Origin of the sequence: Acinetobacter sp. TTH0-4 (assembly GCF_015602665.1) — a bacterium.
Taxonomy (GTDB): Bacteria; Pseudomonadota; Gammaproteobacteria; order Pseudomonadales; family Moraxellaceae; genus Acinetobacter; species Acinetobacter albensis.
In genome coordinates this window covers 153,396-172,439 of record NZ_CP059079.1, presented here as the reverse complement: position 1 = coordinate 172,439, position 19,044 = coordinate 153,396, and the positions used below count along the sequence as shown (strand labels likewise).

Below are 19,044 nucleotides of genomic sequence, written 5' to 3'. Positions count from 1 at the left end.
ATCATCAAGCCGTAATATTTGCATGCTAACAATCATAGGACAAGGCATTGAATCAAAATATAAAAGTAATTTGAACACATCGAAAAACTGCTAGTTAGGAGTAAAGATGAATACCAGCAATAATTATGTCAAACAAATTAAAAATGCTAAACGTGGCGGCTACACCCCTACACTTGCCAAAGATATCAACAAACATAAAATTCAAAAAGCAATTCGATTAATCGAGCAATGGCGAAAACTGGCCAATGAACTTAAACCTCAAATGCAAATTGATATGGCTTTAACGCTAGAAGAATGTGCACAGGATTTGGATCAAATTTTAAGAAAGAGATAACTCTGCGTATGCTTATCGTCGAAAATATTGTGCTACTTTAAGAATAGAAGCATGAAAATAAGCCTAGAAAATTCAATTGTTCAATTTTTGGCTTGCGTTTTTAATCAAATTCGCTATCATTCTCGCAACAACGCCGGCATAGCTCAGTTGGTAGAGCAACTGACTTGTAATCAGTAGGTCCACAGTTCGAATCCGTGTGCCGGCACCATGTTTTACTTAGCCTCACTTAATCGTGGGGCTTTGTGGTTTTTAAATGTTCAATTAAAAATAATGAAAATAACCTGATTATTCTGACAGTTTTTTTTGGGCACAAATTTGCACGTATTGAATCAAACCATCTGTATACAGTGTATGACATAATTTTGCTGTCATCTGAATTTTAACTGCATCTAAATTTAAGGTATTTTGGGGAGATTGCTGAATATAGTCTGAAAATCCGTGTAAAACCTCATAAGATAAATCAACAATTTCTATCTCTTTGAAACCATAGTTTTGTATGGTTATTCTCACTTCTGACTGAGACATTAAATAATCCAAATGTATATCAGCAGCTTTTAATAGCCATTTATATTTTTGCTTTTGCCCAGAGCTAAGCTTTAACCATTTTTCACTTAAGATTAAATAATGAAAACCCAACCGAGCATTTGAATTTAAAACAGTATTTACCGAATCAAGAAATGAATTTAAATTTGAGTGATAGGCTGCATCAATACACAACACCACATCAAAGTGATTGTTAAAAGAGATCTGATTTAAATTTAAAAAAGACTGAAGATGAATGGCATGAATATGTGGAAGATAGGTTTGAATTTTATTCACGCAGGCTGTTTGCAACTCAACAGCTTCGATATATTCAATATGATAGTACTGTTGCCAAAACAGCAAACTGGCACCCTGCCCACAGCCTAAATCGAGCAGTTTATCTTGTGAACTAAGTTGCAGCGCTTGCGCCAAATGATCTGCCAATTGACGACAAGCTTCTGGATAGGATGATGTTGCATCATCCCAATAACCCAAATTGCTCCAAGGTAGTTCAGCATGATCTCCTAACTGTTTTGCATTAATTGCATATTTATGTTGGGAGAGTTGCTGCGTTATTGCTTGAAGCCATTGCATGAGGATTAGTAGCCAAGTTGTGGGGCAACTTCAACTTTAGGTTTTAATCCAACAAACGGCAAGGGTGCTTTGAAAATTTCAGCAATATGCATGGCCGAAGTCACTGCTGACTCTAAAATAGGTAAGCCATCGCATGACCATGAACCACAGTAGAAAACTTTACGATTGCTGTCTTTATGACGTTGTTGCAATTCTTTATTGAGCGCTACGGTATGTGAATCGACCACAGCACGCGTTAAAGTCACAGTCGAAATGACTTTCTTCGGATCAATATCAGTTACAGGTTGCCATGTTTGGAAAACCGCTGTTTTACCAACCAAGCTGGGTTCAACCGAGTTTAACCACACAGTAAACTGCTGACGGGTAAACTTACGATCCATCATATAACTGAGTACCGCCCAATCTTTACGCTTTGGTGGCATCACAGTTTGATCTGTATGAATCACCAATTTGCCTTGTTCAAATTTGAATTGTTTCAACAGCGCAAGGTCATCTGCAAATTGTTGAGCATCTAAGAAATCTTCAATTTTATTGGTTGGCGTGGCGACAATAACACGATCAAAAATGCGTTTTTCACCCGCTGCATTGGCAACCAGAACACCGTGTTCTTGTTCTTGTACTTGGGTAATCGCAGCTCCGTTGTGAATTTCTATGCCTTCAATTAGTTTATCCACTAAGGCTGGTGTACCGCCCTGAATACGCAGTAAAGCATCGCCATCGGTTAACTGGCGCAAGAAAATTAATAACGGTTTTGCCGGCCACTCACCTATGGTTTTAGGATTACAAGTACAAATGGTATATAACACTGGCATAACCGCACCGTGCCAAAAAACTTCTTCAATATCATTACGATTAATAAATTCGGCTAGGGTAATATCTTGATCTTTTGATTTGAAAAATTTTGCGATGGCTGTTTTCAGTTGCAACATACCTTTAACCAAACGCCAACCGTACTGTTGAATCCCTTTACGATTGTTAATAATGGGAAAGTTGCCAATACGGCTGCGTGAAGTGGTTAACCATGTTTCAGTACGATCTTCAAATAACCAGCTACAGGCCATATAAGTCCGTACTGGAAACGTTTGAATACCCAAGTAGGTGGCCAAACTTAAAGTATTTTTCCACAGATGCGGATTCATAACCCGTAAAGGTGCATCAATTAAACCATCTTCAAATTCAGTGCTGTGGCTATCCATACCACGCCCAGGTAGTGCTTCAAAAATGGTGATGCTATGTCCAGCATCCTTAAGAATTCTAGCGGTAGCTAGCCCAGCCATGCCACTACCAATAACTGCAATATCCAAAGTTATTATCCGTTAGTTACATATAAGATTAATTAAATTATGAACCAAGACCAATTAAAAGACGGTATTAAAATATTCCAGAATCCAGCTTTTTAACAAAAGTCATGACAAAAAAAATTCCCCAGATTTCTTGTTTTAAGAATACATAAATGTCCAATTTTGCTCTGGCATGTTCAAATATTTAAATTTTTTCTTGACGGGATAACACGCTCAAAGTTAAATATTTAGCCTTAACCAAACACATGACTGATGTGTATTTATACGGATCCGTGCAGGAATTGTTGAAACATTTGAGTGAAATTTTGACAAAAATCACAACAGAGTCATATATTTTTTAAATCAAAAAAATGGGGGATTTATGGGTGCATTGATAGAACACGTTCCGTATGAACCCAATTAGAGGTGAAATTTGGCAAGACCAGTTGGCTGCATCCAGTTAAATATGTGTTTAAAAACCTTCATTACAGCCTCTAGTCTTTTTAAATTTTACTCTCTATAGATAGAGCTAAAATAATGAATTCTAAATAAAAAAATACCAGTCAATGTCTCCACTGACTGGTATGGCCTGCATCAACGAATATCTTTTGATGTATTCAACAGCAAGAATGAAATGAGATATTATCCCGCAACAGGAATTTCTCCGAACTTGCCCTGATTAAAATCATTAAAGGCCTGCACAATTTCATCTTTGGTATTCATGACAAATGGCCCATAACCCTGAATAGGTTCATTCAGCGGTGCTCCGGTCAAAACGACAAATTGGCTATCTGTCGTGGCTTCGAGTTGAATATCAGACTCTCCATCCTGAGCAAACAGCACAATAGAACTGTCTTGAACCTTTTGCGTTCCATTCACTAATAGTTCACCAGACAACACCACCAGCAAAGTATTATGATCAATAGGCACATGAAGAGGATGCAAATGACCTGCTTTTAACTCACCATCCCAAACATTGACAGCACTAAAAGTGCTGGCTGGGCCATGATGACTTATATACTCACCCGCAATGATACGCAGATGACCCGCATTCTCATCAAACTGAATGACAGGAATATCTTTGGCTTGAATCGCTTGATATTTTGGCGGAGTCATTTTGTCTTTGGCGGGTAAATTCACCCAAAACTGCACCATTTCAAGCAAACCACCTTGTTGCGCAAATTCTTCTGCATGAAACTCTTCATGCATTAAACCTGCACCTGCGGTCATCCACTGCACATCACCCGATTTGATTTGACCGCCACCGCCACTTGAGTCTTTATGGGACACCGCACCCTGATAAGCCAAAGTGACCGTTTCGAAGCCACGATGAGGATGTGAACCTACCCCGCGCTGCGTGCTGGTTGGGCTAAAATGATACGGCGCCGCATAATCCAAAAGCAAAAAAGGACTAATCGCCTGTCCTAAACGGTCATAAGAAAACAGGTTTTTAACTGGAAAACCGTCTCCGACCCAATGCATATTTTGATTACGATAAATGCCCACTACTTTTTTCATTTCACAGCTCCTATCACTAGGAAATAATATGAGGATATTTTAATCTTTTTAAAGCCTTTACCCTAGCTGAGTTATGATATACAGCGTCCCAACCATAGGATAGTCATGCATCATTTAGGTATTGATTCCATGAAAAATCCAGGCACATTGTCCTGGATTTTTAAAAAAATTAATTTAAAAGTTAGATTAAATTTTTCCAATCAAATCAATTGAAGGGGCCAAAGTAGCATCGCCTTCTTTCCATTTTGCTGGACACACTTCACCTGGGTGTGCATGCACATATTGGGCTGCTTTTACTTTACGCAACAACTCTTGTGCATCACGGCCAACCCCTCCAGCATTCACTTCAATAATTTGGATTTTACCTTCTGGATCAATGACAAAAGTACCGCGGTCAGCCAAACCTTCTGCTTCAATTAGTACTTCAAAGTTTGTTGCCAAAGTCCATGTTGGATCACCAATCATTGGATATTGGATTTTTTTGATTTCGTCTGAACTATCATGCCAAGCCTTATGGGTAAAATGAGTATCCGTTGACACTGAATAAATCTCTACACCCATTTTTTGGAATTCAGCATAATTGTCCGCTAAATCACCCAGTTCTGTTGGACACACAAAGGTAAAGTCGGCAGGATAGAAAAATACTACGGACCACTGACCTTGAAAGTTTTGTTCAGAGATGTCCTTGAACTCACCATTTTGATAGGCCGTTGCAGTAAAGGGTTTGATTTCAGTATTGATTAAACTCATGATAAATTCCTCTAGCTCGTTTCTGGGATTGCTTATGTTGTAAAACGAGAATACAAAAATTTTAAACATTGGTAAAACCGTAGTTTTTAATAAAAACAATCGAAAAAATAGATTTAATATTTCTATCATTCCGCTTTTTATCATCGTTAAACTCAATTCAAATTTAGGTTGACCAATATCTACTTGTTCTGTAAATTTTGTTTTTGAGTGGATAATTAAAATGACATTTCAGTTTCTTTTTGAACAATTCCAAGCCCTACCTTCTGGCTCTGACAGTTTTAAAGAACTTAAAAATCAGTGTGAGCAGCACATCAAAACAGCAAATTCTGCTTTAGAACAGAGCGCCTTGTTTTTGATTTATGGTTTTGCAAAAAACTATGTCTTACTCTACGAAGATCAAGCCGTAACAGCAGAATTTTCTACGGCTGCGAAAACTCAATTATTAAACTACATGCAACAATTAAATACGGCACTTCAAACTCAAGATAAAGCACTGATTTTAGATAGCCTCAATCATGTCACTCAACACTATATGCTCAGTTCTCGAGTTTTCTGATTTAATCTATGGATGAATTACCATAAAATCTACACCTCATAAAAAACCCTTTGTTTTCACAAAGGGTTTAGAGGATATAAAACGTTTTTCAAATCAATTAGATATATGATCTAGAAGGGTAAATCATCATCTAAATCACTCGGCGCAGTCGCCGCAGGTGCTGATTGAGGTTTAGGCTGAAAAGCCGCTGGGTTATTGTTGGCATAACCGCTTTGCTGACTGTTGTTAAAACCGCCTTGATTATTTTGGTTGTTGTTATAACCCGAGTTGTTTGCACCACCCTGATTATTATTAAAACGAGGTTGATTATAACCACCGTTATCCGCACTCTGTTCACTTTGCTGACGGTTGTTGCTGTCTAGCATTTGCATCTGCTCACCACGAATTTCTGTGGTGTAGCGCTCTTGACCGCTTTGATCTGTCCATTGGCGTGTACGCAATGAACCTTCAATATATACTTTAGAACCTTTACGTAGATATTGTTGTGCAATTTCACCTAAACGATTATGCAATACAATACGGTGCCATTCCGTCTGTTCTTTGCGCTCACCCGTATTTTTATCTGTCCACGAATCGCTCGTTGCAATTGAAAACTGAGTAAGAGAACCACCATTTGGAAAAGTTTTGGTTTCAGGATCTTTTCCTAAAGTTCCCACTAAAATGACTTTATTAACACCACGCATCAGACGTATTCTTCCTATTTTATACTATGTTTTACTTTATAAGAGTTATGCTTAAATGGCTACCTCTTTACCTAACAACTGCGTTAAATCTTGTCGCGCAGCTTCATCTATGAGCTGTTTATCAATTTTAACATAAGCAAATTGCTGATCGGGCATTACCACAACTTCTTCAATACCACGAATTGCTAAAAGTTGAGAAGTCCATTCATCTGTTTGTTTACTCTCGGGTAAGGCCAAAACGAGCGATGAAAGGTAACGCGGTTGTGCCAAACCAAAACTGATCAATAGCCACAGCACAGCAATTGTCGTTAAAATACCCCACCCCATTGAGGTATTATTCAACAACAGAAGCTGTCCGCCAATCATGCCACCAAAAAAAGCCCCTAAAAACTGGCTACTGGCATTTACGCCCATCGCGGTGGCTTTAGATTGAATGGGTGCAGATTTCGACAACCAAGAAGGCAGCAAAGCTTCCATGACATTAAAGGCCACAAAAAATAGACCTAAACCCAGCAGTAAAATATATTTTGATTCAAAGCCAAAAATAAGAACCAGCAAACCTAAAACAATGCCAGCAATTGCAGTCAGAAAAATACCGCGCATTTGTCGATATTTTTCAGCCAAAATAATACTGGGAAATGCAAAAAATAAACTAATAATCAATAAAGGCAAATACACCCAACCATGACTGGCTAAAGGAATATCTGCCACTTGAATCAACTGCGATGGCATATAAATAAACATGGCGGTTAATAATAAATGTAAGGCAAAAACCGAAATATGCAGACGGTTTAAATCACCCATTTTGAGGACTTGTTTAAGTTGTTGAAGATAGCCTTGCTGATAATTTTTATGATGACGGGTTATTTTAGGAACTAAAAACAGCATCGAAATTGCAGCCAAGCCCATAATCGTGGTCACCCAAAATAGACCTGAAATACCGACTAGACTGGTAAGCCAAGGGCCAAGACTAAAAGCCAGCATAAAGGACACACCAATACTCATCCCCATAATGGCCATAGCTTTACTGCGTTGTTCTTCACGGGTAACGTCAGCCAAAAGTGCCATCACTACTGCAGAAACTGCACCACCTCCTGCAATTGCACGACCAATAATCACCCCATAAATGGTTTCGGACATTGCCGCAACTGCACCACCCAAGGCAAATAACAATAACCCAATAATAACCAAGGGCTTACGACTAAATCGGTCAGCAAGCAAACTAAAAGGAATTTGTAAAATCGCTTGGGTTAAACCATACACGCCTACAGCTAAACCAATCAAAGCGGGCGTTGCACCTTGATATGACTGCCCTGCCACGGAAAATACGGGAATAATCATGAACAAGCCCAGCATACGCAGTGCAAAAATACTGCTTAAGGCAAAGGTTGAACGGCGTTCTAAAGCATTCATCATATTAATTAGCTTAGCTAGATGGGTTTCATTTGGATGGTCTATGCTACAACATTCAAAGACCAGATGCTGATTTATTCCAAGTCACGGTTGTATAAAAAAGGGCACATTTTCATGTGCCCACTATTGTATCTATTTTTCTTAAATGACTATTAATCGATGTGTTCTTGACGCTTACTATATTGAATAGAAGCAATCACTGCCCAAACAATAAAGGCCACCCCAATTAAACCTGTAACAACTTCAGGTATATGCAGACCTGCACCACTGGCAATCATAATGAAAGCAAGTGCGCCAATCGCATAATGTGCACCATGTTCAAGGAAAATATAAGCATCCAATGTGCCTTGTTCTACCAAGTAAATCGTCATAGAACGCACAAACATCGCACCAATCGCTAAACCCAGCATAATGATCACGACGTCAGAGGTAATCGCGAATGCTCCAATGACACCATCAAAACTAAATGAGGCATCCAAGACTTCAAGATAAATAAAGCCGCCAATACCTGCTTTAATCACCCCTGTCGGCGCACCATTTGCATCATGACCTACTGCATTACCCTGTTCATCAACTTCAGGCTCTCCGCCCAATAAATGACTCAGTACTTGCACACCAATGTAAACCACAATCCCCCAAATTCCCGCCATGGTTACGACCAAACGTGAAGCATCAGGTACATTAGATGCCATGATTAATAACGCAACCAACGCCAAAAATACCGACATTGCGGGTACATTTGCTAAATTCGACAAACGGCGCTCTAACCATCGGAACCAATGGGTATCTTTTTCTGCATCCAAGAAAAAATTTAAGAAGACCAAAAGTAAGAATGAACCACCAAAAGCTGCAATTTCTGCATGATGTGCCATGAGTTTTGCTGAATATTCAATTGGATTATTCAACGCCATTTTTACGACGTCTAGCATACCCATGTCAGCAGTTACTGCGACAATCACAATAGGGAATACCAAACGCATCCCAAATACCGCAATCACAATACCCACAGTTAAGAAAATCATTTTCCAAAAATGATCCCAACCGCGGAGAACTGAAGCATTAACGACAGCATTGTCAAAAGAAAGTGACACTTCCATCACTGCTAAAATAGTGGTGATCGTGAGTGCCGTAAGCATGGTTTTTATTCCTGCTTCTGGTCCATGGCTGTAGCCCCAGTAAGCAGAAATAGCCAAACACACGATCGTAAAAAAGATTGAGAAACCAAAATGTTTCATCATGGTGGATCGACCTATAGAAAATATTGATATCGAGTGAGTTCGATAATGCTAATAAAAGCAGTTAAATGAGATGGGCACAATTATGACGACTTTTTTAGATTTAGCCAAAGTTCTTCGTATGATTTTTTTGAATTCAGTCGCACAGGCGTTCTGCTACATATCTTCTTATTCAGACTCTTGCTATAGTCATGCGCTTGTTAAATTTTCTTTCGAATATGAATAGGATCACGACATGCATTTTTCCCAAGCACTTTGGCAGCGAAATTTAGCATTGTATGAACGCACGCTTGCTTTGCCTTTTAATCAAGAATTGGCGCAAGGGACATTAAATAAAGATATTTTTTGTCATTATGTGATTCAAGATGCACATTATTTATTGGCCTATGGTCGTGCCTTGGCTGTCTGTGCGGCAAAAGCTTTTGATGCGGATGACGTTATTCAATTTTCTGAAGCCGCAAAAATTGCGATTGTGGTTGAACGCAGTTTACATCATGACTTTATGCAAGACTTTGCAATTTCTAAGACACAATTTGAACATACGCCGCTGACTTTGGCCTGCCACCATTACACCTCATTTTTAACCGCAACGGCATGGTCTGAGAGCTATCCTGTAGTGTTGGCATCGTTACTGCCTTGTTTTTGGATTTATGCTGAAATTGGCAAAGCAATTGTCAACAATTCTGTCCCCCATAATCCTTATCAAGCGTGGATTGATACCTATGCGGGTGAAGAATTTAATCAAGCTGTACGTAATGTCATCGCGACGATAGACAAAGTTGCCGCAGGTTGTGATGCAGATACGCTTGAAAAAATGCATCAGGCATATACACGTGGTGCGGAACTGGAATGGTTATTTTGGGATGGCGCTTATCATCAAAGACAGTGGTCAGGTTTGGATCATGAAGCAAAATGATTATTTTTTGGCGACGCCTTACAGCTATGATATGAATTAAAATAGCGCATGGGTTACTTTGGTTTCACCCTGAGAAGTATTGCTTCGCAAGGACAAAGATCTTTGTCCTTCGCAAAACGCGTCAAGCACTCGAAGATATCAAATTTATCGCAGAAAATAAGTTATTCAGTCTTGCCATGTTTACACCTTATGCCTTGAACAGTTGCCAATAGATTTTCAGCAATAATCAATATTTTTGATGCTTTAATTTTTTTACTTTCTTAGTGCTGAAACATTTGCCAGCCATAAATAAGAAATGCCGCGGCCACAATCCAGCACAGCGTCGCAATACCCAAACACCACCACATCGACATTTTCGTTGCCAATATATAGACCATCAATAAATAAAAGGCATAAGGAATGAGTGACCACAAACCAAATAATGCCGTTTTACGTAATGCCTCTGCCCCCTGCTGCTGTGACACAATCACATGTGCAATCAAGGCAAAAGTAGGAAATAAAGGCACCAGTCCAGCAATATAGAACGCTTTACTTTTGGATAAAACCGAAATCAACAGCACCACTGCCGCACCCAGCGTACATTTTAAAAATAAGGCCAGCATCGTCCTTTATCCATCCGCACCATCATGAATGCTTTAATTGAGACCACCACAGAACCGTTCATTTACACAATATTTATCAAAATTAAAGCCAGTAATGCAGGCAATGCTTGAATATATAAAATTTTTCGACTGGCCGTGATTGCTCCATATATTCCTGCAATCAGAACACAACCCAAAAAGAAATTGGCCAATTGAATGGCAAAGGGTGCAGATGCAAAGAGTGACCAAATCAAGCCTGCAGCTAGAAAGCCATTATAGAGCCCTTGATTTTGAGCCAAAACTTTGGTGAGTTTTGCTTTTTCAGGACTATTGCCAAAAGCTTTTAAACCGCTCGGCTTTTCCCACAGAAACATTTCTAAAACTAAAAAATACACATGTAGTAAAGCAATGATTGCAATTAAAAATTGAGCAATGATCATAAAATGTTCCTGCTTAGATGAAGGTCTGTTGGCATTTTGTCTATACCTTTGACATCGCATGTTTTTTATCAGGTAGACGAGGTATATTCATCTTATTGCCCTATCTACTTGTACTTATTTTGCTGAATAAAATACAGTTCATTTTGCAAAAATATTTTTTTTAAAACAATCCGACATAATTTGTCGTGAAAAAACGTTTTTATCCCACTTGAACAAAATTAAATCGCTATCATATATACCCTTCAATTTGCACATTACCGAGATGTTTTATGAGTCAAAGTCATATCCGTATTCGAGGCGCACGTACCCATAACTTAAAAAATGTGTCACTCGATATTCCACGAGATAAGTTCGTGGTCATTACGGGACTCTCAGGCTCTGGTAAATCTTCCCTTGCCTTTGATACGTTATATGCCGAAGGTCAGCGCCGTTATGTCGAATCGCTATCTGCCTATGCACGCCAATTTTTGTCACAAATGGAAAAACCTGAAGTAGACTCAATTGAAGGTTTAAGCCCTGCGATTGCAATTGAACAAAAATCAACCAGCCACAATCCGCGCTCTACAGTTGGTACAATTACAGAGATTTATGATTACTTGCGTCTTTTATATGCACGTGTCGGAACACCGTATTGTCCTGAGCATGATTTACCTATGGTGGCACAGACCGTGTCAGAAATGGTAGATGCGGTAAAAGCATTAGAAGAAGGCACTGCCCTGATGTTACTTGCGCCTGTGGTGCGAGAACGTAAAGGCGAATACACACATTTGTTTGAACAATTGCAAAGCCAAGGTTTTGTACGAGCCCGTGTTGATGGTCAAGTGATTGATATTGATACGCCACCTGAACTGGATAAAAAGAAAAAACACACCATTGAAGTGGTGGTTGACCGTTTTAAAGTGCGTGATGATTTAGGCAATCGTATTGCAGAATCATTTGAAACAGCTCTGCGCTTAGGCAGTGATATTGCGGTATTGGCGTGGATGAATGCTGAACATCCTGAACGGGTATTTTCTGCAAAACATTCTTGTCCAGAATGTGATCGTGCTGTGGCCGAACTTGAACCTCGTTTGTTCTCATTTAACAACCCGTTTGGCGCATGCCCAGTTTGTGATGGTTTAGGAACACGTAGTCATTTCAGTTCTGAAAAACTCATTCCAAATAACGAGGTTTCGATTAGCCAAGGCGCAATTCGTGGTTGGGATAGACAACGTCCTTATTACTACAGCATGATTGAAAAAGTCGCCGCTCACTTTGGTTTTTCTTTAGATACGCCTTGGAATGAACTGGATGCTGATACCAAAAAGAAATTTCTTTATGGTACAGGGAAAGACAAAGTCGATTTAAGCTATGTTGATGAACGTGGTCGTAAACACAATAGAGTGCAACCTTTTGAAGGGATTCTGCCGCATTTAGAACGTCGTTATCGTGAGACTGAAAGTAATTATGTACGCGACGATTTAGCCCAATATTTATCTAATGCTGCATGTGATGCCTGCGATGGATCACGTCTGAATGAAATTTCACGCCATGTGCGTGTCAAAGATAAAACCATTGCCCAAATCACTAAGATGTCGATTGGCGATGCCGAAAACTATTATCAAAATTTGAACCTTGAAGGTGCAAAAGGTGAAATTGCCGATAAAATTTTTAAAGAAATCCGTGAACGCTTACACTTTTTAGTTTCTGTCGGTTTAAATTATTTAAGTCTATCTCGTTCTGCCGAAACCCTCTCAGGCGGTGAAGCACAGCGTATTCGTTTAGCATCACAAATTGGTGCAGGACTCATGGGCGTCATGTATGTGCTTGATGAACCTTCCATTGGTTTACATCAACGTGACAATGATCGTTTACTTGAAACCTTAGTGCGTTTACGCGACTTAGGAAATACCGTACTCGTGGTTGAGCATGATGAAGACGCCATTCGTGCAGCAGACCATATTATTGATATTGGACCTGGTGCAGGCATCCATGGCGGGCATATTATTGCTGAAGGTACTTATGAAGAGATTTTAGCCAATCCTGAGTCGCTGACTGGACAATATTTATCCGGCAAACTCAAAATTGAAGTGCCGAAGCAACGTGTTCAGCCACCTAAACCGGATGAACAACTTAAATTAATGGGCGCTGCGGGTCATAATCTACAGAACGTTGATTTAACCATTCCTCTAGGCGTCATGACCTGTGTCACGGGTGTTTCGGGTTCAGGTAAATCGACTTTAATTAATCGTACTTTATTGCCCTTAGCCGCAACCCAATTAAACGGTGCAACCACGTTAACGGCAGAAAAATTTGATTCGATTGATGGCTTACAGTTCTTAGATAAAGTCGTCGATATTGACCAAAGTCCGATTGGACGTACGCCACGTTCCAATCCTGCCACCTATACGGGTTTATTTACGCCTATTCGTGAACTTTTTGCACAAACCCCTGAAGCCAAAGCACGTGGTTATGCAGCAGGTCGTTTCTCGTTCAACGTCAAAGGCGGTCGCTGTGAAGCCTGTGAAGGTGACGGGATGATTAAAGTGGCCATGCATTTCTTACCCGATATGTATGTACCATGTGATAACTGTCATGGTGCACGTTATAATCGTGAAACCTTAGAAGTTGGCTATAAAGGAAAGAATATTTCTGATGTTTTAGGAATGACCGTTGAAGATGCTATGCATTTCTTTGAAGCGATTCCTGTGATTCATCGCCGTCTCGAAACCCTACATCAGGTCGGCTTAAGTTACATTCGTCTAGGCCAATCTGCCACCACATTATCTGGTGGTGAAGCACAGCGCGTGAAATTAGCACGTGAGTTGGCAAAGCGTGATACGGGTAAAACGTTATATATTTTGGATGAACCAACCACAGGTCTGCATTTCCATGATATTGCGAAATTGCTGGATATTCTGCATCAGCTGCGCAATAAGGGAAATACCATTATTGTGATTGAGCATAATTTGGATGTCATTAAAACTGCTGATTGGGTGGTTGATTTAGGCCCAGAAGGCGGTGCTGGCGGTGGGATGATTATTGCCGAAGGGACACCTGAACACGTTGCGAAATCGAAAGTTTCTCATACAGCGAAGTTCTTAAAAATGATGTTGAAGTAAGCTTTAAATTATAAAGGTTATATATTAAAACGGTGATTTATTCACCGTTTTTTTATTTAGGAAAATTATGCATTTTTTCAGAAGAAAGGCTGATCTATTTGTTTTAACATTTAAAACTGCTTTAAGCATAATTAAGATACTGCATGATACGCACGACTCAGCTCATTAAATAGTCAACCTATAAGTAAAAAAACAGTCCCAATTTATCCAGTACATCTAAAGTTAATTGTTTACGCTCGCTGACCTCATCTCCATTTTGCATTTCAAGATTTAAAATAAAAGCGGTCACCTTTCCATTCGGCTGTTCAACCCAACCGCTATACCATCCGACTTGTGGGTTTACATCCATGCCCCAACCACTTTTGGCATATAACTTTACATCTCCACGTTGCTCTATCAACAACATCTCTTTCACTTGTTTTTGTACAGATTTATTAAATGGTAACTGTTCGGTGGCAAGCGCATAGACAAACTTTGCTTCCTGTATAGGCGTAATCTTTAAGGGTCCAACAAGCCAAAAATTGTCGACCTGTTGACCAATATTTTGATTGCCAAATCCAACACGAGACACCTCTTTTTGCATTAATTCTGAACCGATTCGTCTTGCCAGTTGTTGATATACAGGAACAGCCGAGGCTTGCATGGCTTGTGCCAAAGTCATATCTTTTTCCCAAGCTGGAAATGCGCGTTTTTCTCCATCCCATTGAAAGATTTCAGTGATTGTGGCCTGATGATGTTGTAAACCAATTAAGGCATTCAACATTTTAAATGTAGAAGCAGGAATATAAGCCTGCTCGGCTCTCATCAAATCATTTCCATAAGATTTAAAGTTTTTTCCATCATAAGTCACAAAAACGGCATGCTTCGCTGCAGCACTAAAAAGCGTTGCAATTTCTTTGGTACGCTGTGTAGCCACATCTTTTACTGTTTTTCCATCAACAGTAGCTTGAGGATAATTTGGTAAGGATTGCATACTATGACATCCAGCCAAAATGCTGATTATACTGAGAAAAAATAAACTGACTCCAATTTTTTGCACGTTTAAATATCCTGTTAAAAATTTCAATCCTGATTTTGTTTTAACAAAATTTTATTGATCATGTTGTAATGATTTTTCAATTACCGAATCTGTATTTGAATGAGAATAAAATATTTACACATGCCTCAAATAAGTGCATAATGCACCCCATTAGGGCAATTTAATATTATTCCTCAGCAGAAATATTAAATTTCTTGCCATTTTGGCTAAAAAACCCCAGTTTTTTTTGAAAACTGGGGTTTTTTATACCTTTATTATTTTATACCAACAAAATAGCACCAATAGTGTGCAAAAATTATCTATGAAATTTTAAATAGAGGCACCGTTTATCGAAACTGAATTTGATTGAATATCAATATATAAAGGAAAATTCATCTTAAATTTATGAAATATTATTTTAAAAAGATAAAAAAAAGCCCAACTTTGGGGAAAGTTGGGCATTAAAACAAAAACTTGTTTATGGAGAATCAGATCATTATCACACTATTGGTGTGAAACACGAATTGATAGGAGTATTATGCAAAAAATAATTTAAAAAGTAAAGCCTATTCAATTGGTCTACTTTTCATTTAAAAAAATTTACTGCTTCAAATGAAAGACGATTCAATCCACAGTGACTTTTATCTCGTTTCATGACTAAAAATATTAAGTTGAAACATGCTACATCTTTATTTTTAAGTGTGATGATATTTGCATAATGAGCTGATACCACGAATCTTGTTACTTAAAATAATTGCTTTTTACAATTAATACCTAAATATTAATCTAATTTTACATTGCGATAATTTCATTCTTTGGTATTAATTCTCTCACTATTTCAAGCACTATAATTCCATATTCTTTTGTTCTAGCAACATTTTTTTTAGGTTGACATCATTTTGACTCAGTGAACAATTTATATTCAATTTTTTATCGCAAAAGAAGTGAAGCAAATAATCATGTTTTAGTTCATTGACTTAATGTTTTGTTACAATACAATGCTCACTGTTTAATCCATTTGTAACAAAACTGGAAATCTATCATGAAAAAACTCGGTTTAGCCACTGCTTTATTATTAGCCATGACCGGCGCTCAAGCTTATCAATTCGAAGTACAAGGTCAATCTGAGTACATCGACATTACTGTAAATGACAAAGATTTTACTGGTGGCTTACAAGGTACTTACTACCTTAAAGATGTTGATTCTTCTAAAGGCCCTTTGGCTGAAGCTGCATTTTTAAACCAAGCATCAAATGTTTCTGTAGCGTATAACTACGGCGAACTTAGTTTTGTTCCTGGTATGGATTTGATTGCACATAACTACGGTATTAAAGCTGAAGCGTATGTACCCACTCAAGTTGTACCTGTATATACAAGCTTGTCTTATAGCCATACTCACCTTGATGGCAAAAATGCAAACACTTCTGATGATAACGGCGACCGTTATGCGTTAGAGCTTGGTGCGGTTGTTGTACCTAACTTTTTGGTTGCTGTAGGTTATACCAGCGTTGCTGACCAAACTGCTATTGATGCGTTCAACCTGATGGGTAATGGCGTGGTTAAAGCTGTCGCTGAAACTGCAACCATTGGACAAGATCAAGATGCCATCACTGCACGTACTAAATATGTAGGCGCGATTGATGACACTAACATGGCGATTGGTTTTGAATCTGGCCTCATCTACGGTGATGACACTGCATTCCAATTAAAAACTGATTTATATGTAACGCCTAAATTAAGCATGGGTGCTTCTTATGCTGAATCTAGCTTTGCAGGTACTCCTGATTCAGCTTGGGGTGCAAATGTAAATTACTTTATCACTCCAGCTGTTGCTGTAGGCGCGACTTATGTGAATGCAAATGCTGAACAAGGTTCTGTATTGGATACTCAAACTGTTGGCGTAAATGCTAAATTCCGTTTCTAAGTTACTTTAGAAAATGAATTAAAAAAAAGGACTCATATTGAGTCCTTTTTTAGGTTTGAATATTATTCAGAAGTTCGGATCAAACTTAAAAAATGTAAATGACGTTCGTACTGGTCGATAATATCTTGTAATAAATCATCTAAAGTCCAGTCCATAACATCATAATTTTGTCCACCTTCTCTGAGAAAAACTTCAGCTTGATAATACGTTATTTCATCCGAAGTCATTTCTGCCATAAAACTCGGTGGAACGGTTTCTCGGGCAACCACTTGATAAACAAAGTTACTTTCATTCTGATGATCAACCCTAAGTTCCATACCATACTGAATATTTTGAATGGAGACTTCAAGCTGCCGACGTTTAAACTCTTTCTTCACCTGATTAAAAGCCACCGAAACCTGTGTATCAATATAGTCTCGAACCTCTTGTTGGTTATGCGGATAATGCATAATCAAACCCAAACGCTGCTGCCAACTGCGTGGATTTTGAATAGCACGCGGGGTAATTCTTGCCTCTTGTAAGGCATTCATTTTGGTCACATCCAAACGCAATGCTTTCAATAATCCCCAGCAAATAAACAACATAATGAACGTAAATGGTAGCGCACTCATCATCGTGGCGGATTGTAAGGCACTTAAACCACCGACCAGAAGTAATACGATGGCTAAAACAGCCATCAATACTGTCCAAAAAAGTCTTTGCCATATTGGAGAATTTTCGGATTTTGCGGTCAAATAATCTGTGACTAATGCACCTGAATCGGCCGAAGTGACAAAAAAGAGCATCACCAAAAAGGTCGCCAGTAAGCTCATGACAGATGAAAAAGGTAAACTGTGTAAAAACTCAAACAATGCCACTGACGAATCGCGTTGTACGGCCAAAACCAAAGCCTGATTACTCTCATGCAAAATGCTGTATAACGCAGCATTTCCCATAAAACCCATCCAAATTAAAGTAAAGCCTGTTGGAATAAGCAATACCCCGACAATAAACTCGCGAATACTGCGACCTTTGGATACGCGGGCGATAAACATGCCAACAAAGGGTGACCATGAAATCCACCATGCCCAATACATAATGGTCCATCCCCCAATCCAGCCATTGGGTTGATAGGCATATAAATTAAATGTCATGGTAAATAAATTTGAAATGTACTGCCCTGCATTTTGGATGGTGGTTTGCAGCAAATAAATCGATGAACTGGCAAAAAATACAAACAGTAAAAGGGTGAGAGCAAGAATTAAATTCAGTTCAGACAGCCGTTTAATGCCTTTGTCTAAACCTAAAAACACGGACATTGATGCCATAGCACTCACGACAATAATCAAAATCACTTGAGTACTGGGTGCTTGCTCAATGCCAAACAGATAATTCAAACCAGAGTTGATTTGTGTCACGCCAAATCCAAGGGTGGTCGCGACACCAAAAACAGTACCGATGGTGGCAAAGGTATCGACTGCATCACCGATTGGACCATAGATTTTTCGTCCGATAATCGGATACAAGGCAGAGCGAATTTTTAAAGGCAGGTTATGCCGATAAGCAAAATAGGCCAAGGACAAACCCACGACAGTATAAATTGCCCATGCATGTAAACCCCAATGAAAAAAGGTCACTTGCATTGCCGTTTGCGCAGCTTGGATGGTTTCACCCTCCCCTGTAGGAGGAGAAACATAGTGCATTACGGGTTCAGCCACCCCAAAAAACATGAGTCCAATGCCCATGCCTGCAGTAAATAACATGGCAAACCAAGAGCCGTTACTATACGTCGGTTGGCTATGATCTGGACCTAATTTGATTTTTCCCATATCGGATAAAGCAATATAAATCAATAAAATCAGAAATATGGCAACAGATAAAACATAAAACCAGCTAAATGAGTCAGTGACCCATTGGTTCAGCTGTTTGGTGATCAAATCAAATGAATTCGGTGCTAAAACGACAACAGCCAGAAACAGCCCAATAATAACAACCGTACTTAAAAAAACATTTGGATTGACGTTGGCAAACCAAGATGGATTTTTCGAAGGCATAAATCCCCCATTTATTTTTTAAATGAATATGACAGACCGTGAGGCCAAAATAGACGCATTTTACAGAGATGAAGCCAATATGCTTTCAGTAGAAATTTGCAAACACTGAGGGCATAATAATTTAATGATATAAATAAAGCAGTTAC

16 protein-coding genes and 1 tRNA gene are annotated in these 19,044 nt (G+C 38.9%); 6 read left to right on the top strand and 11 right to left on the bottom strand.

The features are described 5' to 3' along the window. The first annotated feature begins 106 nt into the window (after positions 1 to 106). Both H0S58_RS00775 and H0S58_RS00770 read left to right on the top strand, forming a co-directional pair. Complete coding sequence (locus tag H0S58_RS00775) at positions 107 to 334, top strand: hypothetical protein (RefSeq protein WP_053579318.1); 228 nt, start codon at positions 107 to 109, stop codon at positions 332 to 334. A 132-nt stretch (positions 335 to 466) separates the two neighbouring features. After that, positions 467 to 542, top strand: a tRNA-Thr gene (locus H0S58_RS00770). 77 nt (positions 543 to 619) lie between these two features. Here the strand turns inward: H0S58_RS00770 and H0S58_RS00765 are convergent. The 4 genes from H0S58_RS00765 to ahpC all read right to left on the bottom strand — a co-directional run bounded on the left by H0S58_RS00765 (position 620) and on the right by ahpC (position 4,998). Next, complete coding sequence (locus H0S58_RS00765) at positions 620 to 1,450, bottom strand: SAM-dependent methyltransferase (protein WP_195726879.1); 831 nt, start codon at positions 1,448 to 1,450, stop codon at positions 620 to 622. Between the two features lie 5 nt (positions 1,451 to 1,455). Further along, the gene (locus H0S58_RS00760) at positions 1,456 to 2,754 is read right to left on the bottom strand and encodes an FAD-dependent oxidoreductase (protein ID WP_195726878.1); all 1,299 of its coding nucleotides are present in this window, start codon (positions 2,752 to 2,754) and stop codon (positions 1,456 to 1,458) included. A gap of 618 nt (positions 2,755 to 3,372) precedes the next feature. Further along, on the bottom strand, positions 3,373 to 4,248 hold the full coding sequence (locus tag H0S58_RS00755) for a pirin family protein (protein WP_195726877.1): 876 nt from the start codon (positions 4,246 to 4,248) through the stop codon (positions 3,373 to 3,375). 186 nt (positions 4,249 to 4,434) lie between these two features. Next, a complete protein-coding gene (gene ahpC / locus H0S58_RS00750; RefSeq protein ID WP_195726876.1) occupies positions 4,435 to 4,998 on the bottom strand; it encodes an alkyl hydroperoxide reductase subunit C in 564 nt (187 codons plus the stop codon). A 220-nt stretch (positions 4,999 to 5,218) separates the two neighbouring features. Between ahpC and H0S58_RS00745 the strand changes: the two genes are divergently transcribed. Continuing rightward, a complete protein-coding gene (locus H0S58_RS00745) occupies positions 5,219 to 5,554 on the top strand; it encodes a hypothetical protein (protein ID WP_195726875.1) in 336 nt (111 codons plus the stop codon). A 110-nt stretch (positions 5,555 to 5,664) separates the two neighbouring features. On the opposite strand, the gene ssb is transcribed toward H0S58_RS00745, so the two are convergent. From ssb to H0S58_RS00730, 3 genes are all read right to left on the bottom strand, one after another. Further along, positions 5,665 to 6,237 (bottom strand): single-stranded DNA-binding protein, encoded by a 573-nt coding sequence (ssb, locus tag H0S58_RS00740; RefSeq protein ID WP_193890620.1) that lies wholly within the window; start codon positions 6,235 to 6,237, stop codon positions 5,665 to 5,667. A gap of 51 nt (positions 6,238 to 6,288) precedes the next feature. Next, positions 6,289 to 7,653, bottom strand: a complete 1,365-nt coding sequence (locus H0S58_RS00735; protein ID WP_195726874.1) for an MFS transporter — start codon at positions 7,651 to 7,653, stop codon at positions 6,289 to 6,291. 149 nt (positions 7,654 to 7,802) lie between these two features. Further along, positions 7,803 to 8,888 (bottom strand): DUF475 domain-containing protein, encoded by a 1,086-nt coding sequence (locus H0S58_RS00730; RefSeq protein WP_053579294.1) that lies wholly within the window; start codon positions 8,886 to 8,888, stop codon positions 7,803 to 7,805. Between the two features lie 232 nt (positions 8,889 to 9,120). Between H0S58_RS00730 and tenA the strand changes: the two genes are divergently transcribed. Further along, positions 9,121 to 9,801, top strand: a complete 681-nt coding sequence (gene tenA, locus H0S58_RS00725) for a thiaminase II (RefSeq protein ID WP_195726873.1) — start codon at positions 9,121 to 9,123, stop codon at positions 9,799 to 9,801. 260 nt (positions 9,802 to 10,061) lie between these two features. On the opposite strand, the gene H0S58_RS00720 is transcribed toward tenA, so the two are convergent. Further along, on the bottom strand, positions 10,062 to 10,403 hold the full coding sequence (locus tag H0S58_RS00720) for a GlpM family protein (protein ID WP_193890614.1): 342 nt from the start codon (positions 10,401 to 10,403) through the stop codon (positions 10,062 to 10,064). A 62-nt stretch (positions 10,404 to 10,465) separates the two neighbouring features. Continuing rightward, a complete protein-coding gene (locus tag H0S58_RS00715) occupies positions 10,466 to 10,819 on the bottom strand; it encodes a DUF1304 domain-containing protein (RefSeq protein ID WP_193890641.1) in 354 nt (117 codons plus the stop codon). 272 nt (positions 10,820 to 11,091) lie between these two features. On the opposite strand from H0S58_RS00715, the gene uvrA reads away from it, so the two are divergent. Further along, positions 11,092 to 13,923 carry an excinuclease ABC subunit UvrA gene (gene uvrA, locus H0S58_RS00710; protein ID WP_092720112.1) on the top strand — a complete coding sequence of 944 codons (2,832 nt, stop codon included), beginning with the start codon at positions 11,092 to 11,094 and terminating at the stop codon, positions 13,921 to 13,923. Positions 13,924 to 14,101: 178 nt separating this feature from the next. Here uvrA and blaOXA read toward each other — a convergent pair whose 3' ends face one another. Further along, entirely contained in the window at positions 14,102 to 14,896 is a 795-nt protein-coding gene (gene blaOXA / locus H0S58_RS00705) for a class D beta-lactamase (protein WP_195726872.1), read from the bottom strand. A 1,087-nt stretch (positions 14,897 to 15,983) separates the two neighbouring features. Here blaOXA and omp33-36 point away from each other — a divergent pair. Then, a complete protein-coding gene (omp33-36, locus tag H0S58_RS00700) occupies positions 15,984 to 16,865 on the top strand; it encodes a porin Omp33-36 (protein WP_053579289.1) in 882 nt (293 codons plus the stop codon). Positions 16,866 to 16,927: 62 nt separating this feature from the next. Here omp33-36 and H0S58_RS00695 read toward each other — a convergent pair whose 3' ends face one another. Next, positions 16,928 to 18,898 carry a BCCT family transporter gene (locus tag H0S58_RS00695; RefSeq protein WP_053579288.1) on the bottom strand — a complete coding sequence of 657 codons (1,971 nt, stop codon included), beginning with the start codon at positions 18,896 to 18,898 and terminating at the stop codon, positions 16,928 to 16,930. Positions 18,899 to 19,044 lie beyond the last annotated feature (146 nt).